At 64.2% G+C, this 12,382-nt stretch carries 10 protein-coding genes; all 10 read left to right on the forward strand.

Annotated features, from left to right (window positions below):
• Positions 1–13: 13 nt before the first annotated feature.
• The 10 genes from asd to AC56LN_RS04575 all read left to right on the forward strand — a co-directional run bounded on the left by asd (position 14) and on the right by AC56LN_RS04575 (position 12,376).
• Positions 14–1,141, forward strand: coding sequence for an aspartate-semialdehyde dehydrogenase (gene asd, locus AC56LN_RS04530; RefSeq protein WP_499570155.1), 1,128 nt, complete (start codon positions 14–16; stop codon positions 1,139–1,141).
• A 288-nt stretch (positions 1,142–1,429) separates the two neighbouring features.
• Positions 1,430–4,480, forward strand: a complete 3,051-nt coding sequence (locus tag AC56LN_RS04535; RefSeq protein ID WP_499570157.1) for a motility hub landmark protein FimV — start codon at positions 1,430–1,432, stop codon at positions 4,478–4,480.
• Positions 4,477–5,277 carry a tRNA pseudouridine(38-40) synthase TruA gene (truA, locus tag AC56LN_RS04540; protein WP_499570158.1) on the forward strand — a complete coding sequence of 267 codons (801 nt, stop codon included), beginning with the start codon at positions 4,477–4,479 and terminating at the stop codon, positions 5,275–5,277. The genes AC56LN_RS04535 and truA overlap by 4 nt, the downstream gene beginning before the upstream one ends.
• A gap of 8 nt (positions 5,278–5,285) precedes the next feature.
• Complete coding sequence (locus AC56LN_RS04545; protein WP_499570159.1) at positions 5,286–5,993, forward strand: phosphoribosylanthranilate isomerase; 708 nt, start codon at positions 5,286–5,288, stop codon at positions 5,991–5,993.
• On the forward strand, positions 5,962–7,215 hold the full coding sequence (gene trpB / locus AC56LN_RS04550; protein WP_482899646.1) for a tryptophan synthase subunit beta: 1,254 nt from the start codon (positions 5,962–5,964) through the stop codon (positions 7,213–7,215). Before AC56LN_RS04545 ends, trpB begins: the two co-directional genes overlap by 32 nt.
• A 75-nt stretch (positions 7,216–7,290) precedes the next feature.
• Entirely contained in the window at positions 7,291–8,091 is an 801-nt protein-coding gene (gene trpA, locus AC56LN_RS04555; RefSeq protein ID WP_482899645.1) for a tryptophan synthase subunit alpha, read from the forward strand.
• Positions 8,092–8,401: 310 nt separating this feature from the next.
• Positions 8,402–8,686 carry a hypothetical protein gene (locus tag AC56LN_RS04560; protein ID WP_499570161.1) on the forward strand — a complete coding sequence of 95 codons (285 nt, stop codon included), beginning with the start codon at positions 8,402–8,404 and terminating at the stop codon, positions 8,684–8,686.
• 386 nt (positions 8,687–9,072) lie between these two features.
• Positions 9,073–9,945: an acetyl-CoA carboxylase, carboxyltransferase subunit beta gene (gene accD, locus AC56LN_RS04565; RefSeq protein WP_183555523.1), complete on the forward strand. Its 873-nt coding sequence runs from the start codon at positions 9,073–9,075 to the stop codon at positions 9,943–9,945.
• A 139-nt stretch (positions 9,946–10,084) separates the two neighbouring features.
• Positions 10,085–11,383, forward strand: a complete 1,299-nt coding sequence (folC, locus tag AC56LN_RS04570; protein ID WP_499570163.1) for a bifunctional tetrahydrofolate synthase/dihydrofolate synthase — start codon at positions 10,085–10,087, stop codon at positions 11,381–11,383.
• A 12-nt stretch (positions 11,384–11,395) separates the two neighbouring features.
• Positions 11,396–12,376 (forward strand): SPOR domain-containing protein, encoded by a 981-nt coding sequence (locus AC56LN_RS04575; protein ID WP_499570164.1) that lies wholly within the window; start codon positions 11,396–11,398, stop codon positions 12,374–12,376.
• Positions 12,377–12,382 lie beyond the last annotated feature (6 nt).

The raw sequence follows: 12,382 nt of genomic DNA on the forward strand, positions 1-12,382 counted from the left end.
CTGAAAGAAGACGATGAAATTAGTTGGTCTGGTAGGTTGGCGCGGCATGGTTGGCTCGGTCCTGATGCAGCGCATGCAGGAAGAGGGCGATTTCGACCACATCGAGCCGGTGTTCTTCACGACGTCGAATCCGGGCGGCGCCGCGCCGGCGATGGCGAAGAATGAAACCACCCTGAAGAGCGCGAGCGACATCGCCGAGCTCTCCAAATGCGAGATCATCATTTCCTGCCAGGGCGGCGACTACACGAGCGAGGTGTTCCCGCAACTGCGCGCGGCCGGCTGGAACGGCTACTGGATCGACGCCGCGTCCACGCTGCGCATGAACGACGACGCGGTCATCGTGCTCGACCCGGTCAACCGCGCCGTGATCGACGCGGCACTGTCGCGCGGCGTCAAGAACTACATCGGCGGCAACTGCACCGTGTCGTGCATGCTGATCGGCCTGGGCGGCCTGTTCGAGGCCGGCCTGGTCGAGTGGATGACGTCCATGACCTACCAGGCGGCATCGGGCGGCGGCGCGCAGCACATGCGCGAACTGCTCACGCAGTTCGGCACCATCAACAGCGCGATCAAGCCGCTGCTGGACAACCCGGCATCGGCCATCCTGGAAATCGACCGCACCGTGCTGGCCACCCAGCATGGCCTCTCGAGCGACGAAACGAAGCAGTTCGGCGTGCCGCTGGCCGGCAACCTGATCCCGTGGATCGACAAGGACCTGGGCAACGGCCAGTCGAAAGAAGAGTGGAAGGCCGGCGCCGAGACCAACAAGATCCTCGGTCGCGGTGCGGGCTTCGACGCCAAACCGATTCCCGTGGATGGCCTGTGCGTGCGCATCGGTGCGATGCGCTGCCACTCGCAGGCACTCACGATCAAGCTGACCCGCGACGTGCCGCTCGACGAAATCAGCGACATCATCGCTTCGCATAACCAGTGGACGAAGGTGGTGCCAAACAACCGCGAAGCATCGATGCGCGACCTGTCGCCGGCTGCCGTCACCGGTGGTCTGACCATCCCGGTGGGCCGCCTGCGCAAGATGTCGATGGGTGACGATTACCTGTCCGCCTTCACGGTCGGCGACCAGCTGCTGTGGGGCGCGGCCGAGCCGCTGCGTCGCATGCTGCGCATCGTGCTGGAGCGTTAAACGCTTTGCACAGTGGGCTGGCTGCTTCGCGGCCGGCCCGTTATGTACAGTTCGTCATCGCCGGTTGCATTCATTGCAACTACCATGTCTGGTGGTTATCGAACCCCATCAAGGCATGTCTCGCAGGCCACAAAACACCCCGTTCCCCCTGCTGTAAACGTGCGCATCGCTTGCGTGCCCTAGAGCATGATGTTATGTTGAGACTCCGGGAAACCGTCTTTCCCTCGGCCAACTAACTCGCTGCTCACTATGCATTTTTCGGAACAATCTCAGCTCATGGCACCTGCGTTGAAAACCCTCACTGCGGCGATTGCCAGTGCAGTGTTCGTCACTTCCGCCGCCAGCGCGGCCGGGCTTGGAAAATTGACCGTGTTGTCGGCACTTGGCCAGCCACTGCGCGCCGAGATCGAACTGACGACCAGCGCCGGCGAAGACCCGGCCAGCATGGCCGTCAAGCTGGCCACACCTGAGGCCTTCCGCAGCGCGAACATCGACTTCAATCCGGCGCTGCTGTCGCTGCGCTTCGCCGTCGAGCAGCGCGGTGGCCGCCAGATCATCCGCGTCAATTCCAGCCAGCCGCTGAACGAACCGTTCGTCGACATGCTGCTCGAGCTGACCTGGAATAACGGGCGCCTGGTGCGCGAGTACACGTTCCTGCTCGATCCGGCCGAACTGCGCACGACGCAGCCGGCGCAGGTGGCCAGCAGCCCGGCGCCGCGCGCGTCGTCGCAGCCTGCTGCCGCCGCACCTGCCGCTGCTGCTGTCGCTGCTGCCCCGGCGTTTGATGCAGCCGAGCGCGCCCGCATTGCTGCTGCACGCGAAGGCGCCCAGCGCCAGGCCGCGCAGCGCGATGCGGTAGCAGCCGAAAGCACCTACCGTGTGCGTCGCGGCGACACGCTCAGTGGCATCGCCACCCGCGTGAAGCCGGCCGAAATCTCGCTCGACATGATGCTCGTGGCGCTGTACCGCGCCAACCCGGATGCCTTCATCGGCAACAACATGAACCGCCTGAAATCGGGCCAGATCCTGAGTGTGCCCGACAGCGATGCGCTGCGTGGTGGCGCGAGCCAGGGCGAAGCGCGCGGCGTGGTCGTCGCGCATGCGGCCGATTTTGACGCCTACCGCAACAAGCTCGCCGGCCAGGTCGCCGCCAGTACGCCGGGCAGCGCGCCGCAGGGCGGCCAGAGCGCAACCGGGCGCGTGACGGCGCGCGTCGAAGAACAACCGACGGCCGCCAACGAAGCGCAGGACAAGCTGCGCCTGTCGAAGGCCACGCCGGGAACCGGCACCGCGCCGCAGGACGGCACCGCCAGCGTCGAAGACACGCTGGCCAAGCAGCGCGAACTCGAACAGGCCGAGGCCCGCGTCAAGGAACTTGAAAAGAACGTTGGCGAGCTCGAAAACCTGATGACGGTGCCAAGCCGCGCGGGCGCGGAAGCCGAGCAGGCTGCAGCGGCGCCCGTCGTGGCGACGCCGGCCAAGCCGGTCACGCATCCACGCCTGAAAAAACCGGTGCCGGCGCCAGAGCCAGAAAAAGGCCTGGTCGACACGCTGCTGGACAATATGCTCTACATCGCTGCAGCGCTGCTGGTGCTGCTCCTGATCCTGTTCGGCGTCGCGCAGCGCCGCAAGCGCAATGCCGCGCCGGTGGCGCCAGCGCCGACCGAACCGTCGGTGCTGGGCGGGCAGGGCGCAGGCGCCCAGTCGCTGTTCGCCGAAAGCGGCGGCCAGAGCGTCGACACCAACAACAGCGTCTTCAACTCGAGCTTCGCGCCATCGGCCAGCCAGCTCGATACGAACGAAGTCGATCCGGTGGCTGAAGCCGACGTGTACATTGCCTACGGGCGCGACGCGCAGGCCGAGGAAATCCTGAAGGAAGCGCTGCGCACGCATCCGGACCGTCACCCGGTGCGTCTGAAACTGCTCGAGATCTACGCCACGCGCAAGGACGCCCGCGCCTTCGAGGTGCAGGCGCGCGAGCTGCATGCACTCACCAACGGCCAGGGCGACGACTGGGCACACGCTGCGGCGCTGGGCCTGGGCATCGATCCGCAAAATTCGCTGTACGCGAACGCCGCGCCGGCGCCGGCGCAAACGCCGTCGGCGCAGGAACGCAGCCAGCAGGCGATCCTGTCGCAGCAGTACCAGGATGCGCTGCGTGCTGACGAGCCTTCCACTGTCTCGAACACCAGTGCACGCGTTGCTGGCGCGGCCGCTGCCGGCGCCGTCGCTGCTGCGTCGGCGTTCTCGCTGTCGAAGGACGATGCTGAGCACACCGCAACGCCGCATGCCGAGCCGGTGCCAGCGCCACGCCTTGATGACAACGCGCTCGACTTCGACCTTGGCGGGCTGGCGTTCGAGCCGGTCACGCACGCCGAGGCCCCGACGCCGGCAACCACGAGCCGTCCCGACCCGGACGCGACTGCCGTGCCGGATCTCGACTTCGACATGCTGCCGCCGGCAGCGGCAGCCACGCCCGCGTCGACGCTGTCGACCGACGTCAACGACCTCGAATTCGACATGGACTTCGATGCGCCGCCTGCCGGGCAAGCTGCTGCAGCCACCCCGGCCACCCCGGCCGATCTGCGCGACGACTTCTCGCTCGACCTGACGCCGCAGCCGCAAGTGCAGGCCACGCCGGTCGACATGGCCGGCCTGGCCAGGGACTTCGACGGCTTGCCGTCGCTGCCAGCCAGCCCGGCGCAGCCGGCGCCCGCCGCCGCAGCGCCGAGCGATCCGCTGTTCGACCTGGATTCGATGGACTTTGGCGCACCGGTCACGCCGGCGACGCCAGCGCCCGTGAATGATCCGCTGCCTGCCGTGCGCGGTACGTCGAACGCGAATGTGTCCGAAGATCCGCTGTTCGACCTGGACGCGATGGACTTCGGCCTGCCGGCCGAGCCGCGCGCTTCCGGCGGCGCGGAGCCGAAAGACTTCGCGGCGCGCCAGGACGATCCGTTCGACATGTTCGACCTGCCCGATACCCCGGCGCCCGTGCCGGCGCCCGAAGAATTGTCGGCGCCGCCGGTCAGCGACGAACCGACGCTGCAGCGCAACTCGCTCGACACGCTTGACTTCGACCTGGATCTGCCGGCGTCGGCCACGGCCGATGCGCCGGCGCCAGCGGCGTTCGATGCTGATCCGGTCGCTGATACCGCTGCAGCCCCGGCGCCGCTCTCGCCCGAGCACATGGAAATGGAAACCAAGCTCGATCTGGCCGTGGCCTACCAGGAAATCGGCGACAAGGAAGGTGCACGCGAACTGCTCGACGAAGTCATCAAGGGCGGCAGCACCGAGCAGGTTGGCCGTGCCAGCGCGATGCGAGAGCTGCTGGCGTGACGCGGATTGTTCTGGGTGTCCAGTACATCGGCACCGGTTGGAACGGCTACCAAAAGCAGCCGGAACGCAATACGGTCCAGGACCGTCTTGAAATGGCGCTCGAGAAGTTCGCCTGCACGCCGCTGGCCACCACCTGTGCCGGCCGCACCGATACCGGCGTGCACGCGATCGAGCAGGTAGTCCATTTCGACACCGATCTGGTGCGCCCGACGCAGGCCTGGGTGCGCGGCGTGAACACCTTCCTGCCCGATTCCATTGTCGTGCGCTGGGCCAAAGAGGTGCCGCTGGGCGAGGACGGGCTGGAATTCCATGCCCGCTTCTCGGCCCGCTCGCGCACCTACCACTATGTGCTGTACAACCATCCGACGCCATCGGCGCTGCTGTCCAACCGCGCCGGCTGGATGTTCCGGCCGCTCGATGTCGAGCGCATGATCGACGCCGCCCGCCACCTGATCGGCACCCACGACTTCTCGGCGTTTCGCGCCTCGAGCTGCCAGGCCAAGACCCCGGTCAAGGACATGCACGAAGTGCGCATCGAGCGCCACGGCGACATCATCGTGTTCACGCTGCGCGCCAGCGCCTTCCTGCATCACATGGTGCGCAATATCGTCGGCTCGCTCGTGTATGTTGGGCTGGGACGGCAAGAGCCTGAGTGGATGCACGATGTGCTCGAGAGCCGCTCGCGCGACGTCGCCGCACCGACCTTCATGCCCGACGGCCTGTATTTCGCCAGGATCGAGTACGATCCGATCTGGAAGCTGCCGCAGGAAGCGGTCGCGCCGCTGCCCTGGTTGTAAGGACTCTCATGCAACGCACCCGTATCAAAATCTGCGGCATCACCCGCGAAGAAGACCTGAGCGCCGCTGTCGCCGTGGGCGCCGATGCGTTGGGCTTCGTGTTCTATCCGAAGAGCCCACGCTATGTGACGCCAGAGCGCGCCGGCGCCTTGTGCGCCGGCCTGCCGCCCTTCGTCAGCGGCGTCGCGCTGTTCGTCAATCCCACACTGGCCGAGGTGCAGGAAGTCGCCGCAGCGATGCCGCTTGCGCTGATCCAGTTCCACGGCGACGAGACGGTCGAGCAGTGCGCGGCGATTGCGGCGGCCGTCCAGCGCCCGTTCATGCGCGCGTTTCGGGTCAAGCCTGACACGATCCCTGGCACGCTGCTAGAATGTGAGCTTGCATACCGCACCGCCAGTCCATGGTTCTCGAGCCTTCTGCTTGACACGTACGTGGACGCTTATGGCGGCGCAGGAAAGGTCTTCGATTGGTCTCTCATCCCAAAAGAGCTCGCGCCTCGGGTCGTTTTGAGTGGTGGCTTGAACGTACACAACACCACTGACGGTGTCGTACGCGTTCGGCCTTTTGCCGTCGACATCAGCAGTGGTGTCGAAGCCGCAAAGGGTATCAAGGACGCCCGCAAGATGGCCGCGTTTGTCGCGGCCGTGCGGGCAGCCGATGCCACTATTCATAGCGAGACATACCATGCAGAACACCCCATTCAAGGCAGCGCCTAACGCCGCGCCGCTGTTCAAGACCCCTGATTACGCCCTGCCGAACGCGCAGGGGCACTTCGGTCCCTATGGCGGCTCGTTCGTCGCCGAGACGCTGACGCACGCGCTGGCCGAGCTGAGCGAAGCTTACGCAAAGTACGCGCAAGACCCCGAATTCCTCGAAGAATACCGCTACGAATTGGCCCACTTCGTCGGCCGCCCGTCGCCCGTGTACCACGCGCGGCGCTGGTCCGAGATGGCCGGGGGCGCGCAGGTCTACCTCAAGCGGGAAGACCTGAACCACACCGGCGCGCACAAGATCAATAACGTGATCGGTCAGGCGCTGCTGGCGCGGCGCATGGGCAAGCCGCGCATCATCGCCGAAACGGGCGCCGGCCAGCACGGCGTGGCCACGGCCACCATCTGCGCGCGCTTCGGCCTGGAATGCGTGATCTACATGGGCAGCGAAGACGTCAAGCGCCAGGCCCAGAACGTGTACCGCATGAAGCTCCTGGGCGCGACGGTGGTGCCGGTGGAATCGGGCTCGAAGACGCTCAAGGATGCGCTCAATGAAGCGATGCGCGACTGGGTCACGAACATCGAAAACACGTTCTACATCATCGGCACCGTGGCCGGCCCGCACCCGTATCCGATGATGGTGCGCGACTTCCAGGCGGTGATCGGCGAAGAGTGCCGCGTGCAGATGCCTGCGATGACGGGGCGCCAGCCCGACTACGTCGTCGCCTGTATCGGCGGCGGCTCGAACGCGATGGGCATCTTCTATCCGTATATCGGCGAGCCGGGCGTCAAGCTGGTGGGCGTCGAGGCGGCGGGGGAGGGCCTGGATTCGGGCAAGCACTCGGCCTCGCTGACCTCCGGCCTGCCGGGTGTGTTGCACGGTAACCGCACCTATCTGCTGCAGGACGAGAACGGGCAGATCATCGAGACGCATTCGGTGTCGGCGGGCCTGGATTATCCGGGTGTCGGGCCGGAACACGCGTGGCTGAAGGACACGCTGCGCGCCGAGTACGTCTCGATCACGGACGACGAAGCGCTGCAGGCCTTCCACGATTGCTGCCGCATCGAAGGCATCATCCCGGCGCTGGAATCGTCGCACGCGATCGCGTACGCGGTGAAGCTGGCGGCAACGCTGCCGAAGGACCAGATCATCCTGGTCAATCTGTCGGGCCGCGGCGACAAGGACATGCACACGGTGGCGCAGCGGATGGGGCTTGATTTCGGCTGATGCCGGCGTCAACCATCCCATCCTGCCCCGGTCAGCCGGGGCATTCGCCTTTTCCGATTACCAGAGGAACCCAGCATGTCCCGCATCGAACAGACTTTTACCGCGCTCAAGGCGCACAACAAGACCGCGCTCGTCACCTTCATCACGGCGGGTGACCCCGGCCCCGAACTGACCGTCCCGCTGATGCACGCACTGGTGGAGGGCGGCGCCAACGTCCTCGAACTGGGCGTGCCGTTTTCGGACCCGATGGCCGAAGGCCCGGTCATCCAGCGCGCCTGCGAGCGCGCGCTGAAATTCAACGTCGGCCTGAAAGACGTGTTCGGTTTCGTGCGCGAATTTCGCAAGAATGACCCCGATACCCCGGTCGTCCTGATGGGTTACGCCAACCCGATCGAACGCATCGGCCAGACCGAATTCATCCGCTGCGCAAAAGAAGCCGGTGCCGATGGCGCCATCGTCGTCGACTACCCGCCCGAAGAATGCGCCGCGTTCGCAACCGAAATGCGCGACAACGGCCTGGACCTGATCTTCCTGCTCGCGCCGACGTCGACCACGGAGCGCGTCAAGCAAGTGGCCCAGTACGGTGGCGGTTTCAGCTATTACGTCTCGCTGAAAGGCGTGACGGGCGCCGGCACCATCGACACGGCCGACGTCGCCCGCCGCGTGGCCGCGATCCGCGAACACGTCAAACTGCCGATCGGCGTGGGCTTCGGCATCCGCGACGGCGCCACGGCGAGAGCCGTGGCCGAAGTGGCCGACGCTGTCGTGATCGGCAGCCGCATCATCCAGGAAATCGAAAACAGCCCGCCAGACCAGGCCGTCGACGCCGTCCGCACCTTCACCGCCACCATCCGCACCGCCCTCGACGCGCGCTAAATCTTAATTAGGGTCAGAGTCGAATTGTTGAGCAATTTCTCCGGAAAATGTTGTCACTTAATTCGACACTGACCCTCATTGTGATTGCTTTTAGATTCTTGCAATCCAATTAGGGTCAGAGTCGAATTGTTTGACAACTTTTAGCGATTGCCTGATGAATCTTTTCAATGTCCGGCTGCGATCGTTATGGCCGACGGGTTTTTCACAGGCGTACCGCCACATCTTTCCTGCTAATTGATAAAAGCTTAAGACTTGTTCAATCTCCCTCAGTAAATTGATCTCTTCGTAGCTCAACCTGAAGGAGTGTTCGATGAAAAAGCGTGTCAAGCATATTGCAGTGGCCCAGTTTGGAAAGATGCTGGCGGCAGTTTATTTTGTCGCTATGCTCCCATTGCTGGCGATCGTTCTCCTCGCCATGTTGACGGGCGTGGAGATGCCGTCCATCGGGGCAGGTGTGGTCATTCTGTTTGCAGTTGTGTATATCGTCAGCGTCTATCTGGCAGGAATGCTGAGTGCGTGGATATATAACATCGTGGCTGCCCGCTTGGGAGGCGTTGAATACACCGTCAACGACATCGCTTCGCCAGCGAAATAATCGCCAAAATTGCCGCATAAATAAATTAGGGTCAGAGTCGATTTGTTTGACAACTTTGAGGAATTGCCCAATAAGTCTACTCTGACCCTAATTGTTGAGAAATTGATTATTTAGCTCATCAACGTGACTCTGTCCCTCATTTTGCTTCGGAGATCAAACTCGGCGTTCATTCAGCCGAGGATCGGTGCTATTTATTGGGAAATTATCGAAAGTTGTCAAACAATTCGACTCTGACCCTCATTGTTGGTGGTGGTTGATGTGGGGCGCGGGCTGGGTGGGGTAGGTGATGCTTCGATGGCAATATTGATGGCTTGCTACGATTCGACAAGCTGCCTCCGAGCGGCTACACTACGCCCCACTGTAAGATTTGCCGCAAAGGAGAGAATATGAGTTGGTTGGAAAAATTGCTGCCCCCTCGGATCCAGCGCTCCGATGCCGCTAACCGCAAGACCATGCCCGAGGGCCTCTGGGTCAAGTGCCCGTCGTGCGAGTCGGTGCTGTACCGGGCGGATATCGAGTCCAACCTGCACGTGTGCCCGAAGTGCTCGCATCACATGCGCATCCGCGCCCGCGCGCGTCTGGATTCGCTGCTCGATGAAGGCGGTCGCTACGACATTGGCCAGGAGACCTTGCCAGTCGATACCCTGAAGTTCAAGGACAGCAAGAAGTATCCTGACCGCCTCAAGGCGGCGATGGAAGCCACCGGTGAGACCGATGCGCTGATCGTCCAGGGTGGCTCGATCATGAGCTTGCCGGTGGTCGTCGCCTGCTTTGAATTCGAATTCATGGGTGGCTCGATGGGCTCGGTGGTTGGTGAGCGCTTCGTGCGCGGCGCGCAAGTTGCGCTCGAGCAGAAGGTGCCGTTCATTTGCATCACCGCCACTGGCGGCGCGCGCATGCAGGAAGGTTTGCTGTCGCTGATGCAGATGGCCAAGACCACCGCGATGCTGACCAAGCTGTCCGAGAAGAAGCTGCCGTTCATCAGCGTGCTGACTGACCCGACGATGGGCGGTGTCTCGGCCTCGTTCGCCTTCATGGGCGACGTCGTCATTGCCGAGCCGAAAGCCCTGATCGGCTTTGCCGGCCCGCGCGTCATCGAGAACACGGTCCGTGAGAAATTGCCGGAAGGCTTCCAGCGCGCCGAGTTCCTGGTCCAGAAGGGCGCTGTCGACATGATCGTCGACCGTCGCAAGATGCGTGAAGAAATCGCGCGCCTGCTGGCCCTGCTGCAAAACCAGGCGACCGAAGTCCTGGCCTGATCGATCCGAAGGCCACCGCGAGGGCAACCCGCGAACATGATCGCCAGGGGCGACCGGCGCGGGCATGCCAGACGGCGGCCCTCGCGGTCGCCTTTCACATTCCCCGCATCGCCCGCCGATATCCTCTTTTCTGAGCACCATGTCCCCACTACCGACTACCTTGCCCGACTGGCTGGCGCTGCTCGAATCGCGTCACGCCGAAACCCATATCGACATGGGCCTGGACCGCGTCCGCGCCGTCAAGGAACGCCTGCAGCTGGCGTTCTCGTGTCCCGTGATCATGGTGGCCGGCACCAACGGCAAGGGCTCGACCTGCGCGATGCTCGAGTCGGTCCTGCTGCAGTCCGGATACCGCGTCGGCCTCTACATCAAGCCGCACTTCCTCGACTTCAACGAGCGCGCCCGTATCAATGGCGAGATGGCCTCCGATGATGTCCTGATCGCCGCATTCAACGCCGTCGAAGCCGCGCGCGGGGATACCGACCTCACGTACTTCGAATTCACCACGCTGGCCATCGCGCACCTGCTGTCGACCAGCGAGATCGACGTTGCCATCCTCGAAGTCGGCCTGGGCGGGCGTCTCGACGCCGTCAACGTGATCGATGCCGACGTGTCCATTGTCACCAGCATCGACATCGACCACACGGCCTATCTGGGCGATACGCGCGAAAAAATCGGTTTTGAGAAAGCCGGCATCTTCCGCGCCGGCAAAACGGCGATCTGCAGCGACCCGGTGCCGCCCCAGTCGCTGATCGACCACGCAACCAGCATCGGCGCTGACCTCTGGCTGCTGGGCCGCGACTTCAATTACCAGGGCGACCAGCAGCAGTGGAGCTTTGCCGGCCGCACCGGGCGCCGCAACTCGCTGGCCTATCCGGCCCTGCGCGGCGCCAACCAGTTGCTTAATGCGTCCGCCGCGCTGGCCGCTCTCGAGGCGCTGCGCATGACCTTGCCGTGCGGCGCCCAGGAAACCCGCGCCGGCCTCGCAATGGTCGAGCTGCCGGGGCGCTTCCAGGTGCTGGCCGGGCGCCCGACCCAGGTGCTCGACGTCGCCCACAATCCGCACGCCGCCGCGACGCTCGCGCAGAATCTCGGCAATATGGGCTTCCACCGCTTTACCTACGCGGTGTTCGGCATCATGGACGACAAGGACATCGACGCCGTCATCGCGCCGATGGCCTCGGTCATTGATCACTGGTGCGTCACGCGCCTGGATTCGCCGCGCTCGGCCGACCCTGCGGCGCTGGCTGACAAGATCGCCGAATTGAAGCCAGCGGGCGCGAAAGCCGACGATTTTTCGGTCACCACCTTCGATTCACCCGCCGAGGCTTACGCGAATGCACTGAGCCGGGTTGAGGAGAATGATAGAATTGTGGTCTTTGGTTCGTTCTACACGGTTGCCGGCGTGATGGCGGCCCGTAAATCCTCACTACACTGATACCTCAATCGCATGGGCTTGTTCTCGTTCGGCACTAAAAACAAGCAAGAAACTGTTCGCGACAGCGGTCACTTCGTCAAGGACGACGAGGCCGCCTACACCGAGCGCGCACGCTCCAAGCGCGCCAGCTCGGCCGGTGAGGGCGGTCGCCGCTCGAGCCGTGGCGATCCGATCCTGCCCGAGAAAAAACGCGCGCGCCGCCGCCTGGTTGGCGCCATTGCGCTGGTCCTGGCCGCCGTCGTGGCCCTGCCGATGCTGCTCGATTCCGAGCCCAAGCCGCTGGCCACCGACATCGCGATCCATATCCCTGATAAAGACAAGGCTGCGCCGCTGCCGGTGCCGTCCGAGCAGGTTGCGCCAACGGCCAGCGTCGACAGCGACGAAGAGATCATCGAGCCGGTCCCTTCGCCGCCTGCAGGCACGCGCACGCCGCCGGTCGCCGTGGCGGCAGCGCCAGTGGCCAGCGAGGTGCCGCCAATGCGCATGCTCGAGCCAGCCAAGCCGGTCGAGACCGTCAAGCCGAAGCCTGAAGCCAAGCCAAAGGCAGAACCTGAAGCCAAGCCGGTGACGAAGCCCGAGCCGGTCAAGACCGAGCGCAAGCCCGAGCCCGAGAAAAAGCCGGTCAAGGTCGCCGAGTCGAAAGAGGCCGAGTCGCATCCGAAAGCCGAGCACGTCGCCAAGCCGGCCCGTCCGGACGACGCCGCCCGCGCCATCGCCATCCTCGAAGACAAGCCCGCTGACAAGCCCGAGCCGAAAACGGTCAAGGCCGAAGGCCCGGCCCCACGCTTCGTGGTGCAGGTTGCCGCGCTGGCCAGCCAGGAAAAAGTCACCGAATTGCAAAGCCGCCTGCGCGCTGCTGGTGTTGCCTCGTTCACCCAGAAGTCTGGCGAGCTGATCCGCGTACGGGTCGGCCCGTTCAGCAAGGAAGAAGCAGAGAAAGTGCGCGCCAAACTGGGCGGCATCGGTCTGTCCGGCACGATGGTGCCGCTCTGATCCTCG

This window comes from Telluria sp. ZT3P26, from assembly GCF_059686035.1.

Bases quoted from the DNA above. Each gene is read 5' to 3' on its own strand.
- asd (WP_499570155.1), top strand. From the start codon at position 14: ATGAAATTAGTTGGTCTGGTAGGTTGGCGCGGCATGGTTGGCTCGGTC.
- AC56LN_RS04545 (WP_499570159.1), top strand. From the start codon at position 5,286: ATGCAACGCACCCGTATCAAAATCTGCGGCATCACCCGCGAAGAAGAC.
- trpB (WP_482899646.1), top strand. From the start codon at position 5,962: ATGCAGAACACCCCATTCAAGGCAGCGCCTAACGCCGCGCCGCTGTTC.
- trpA (WP_482899645.1), top strand. From the start codon at position 7,291: ATGTCCCGCATCGAACAGACTTTTACCGCGCTCAAGGCGCACAACAAG.
- AC56LN_RS04560 (WP_499570161.1), top strand. From the start codon at position 8,402: ATGAAAAAGCGTGTCAAGCATATTGCAGTGGCCCAGTTTGGAAAGATG.
- accD (WP_183555523.1), top strand. From the start codon at position 9,073: ATGAGTTGGTTGGAAAAATTGCTGCCCCCTCGGATCCAGCGCTCCGAT.
- folC (WP_499570163.1), top strand. From the start codon at position 10,085: ATGTCCCCACTACCGACTACCTTGCCCGACTGGCTGGCGCTGCTCGAA.
- AC56LN_RS04575 (WP_499570164.1), top strand. From the start codon at position 11,396: ATGGGCTTGTTCTCGTTCGGCACTAAAAACAAGCAAGAAACTGTTCGC.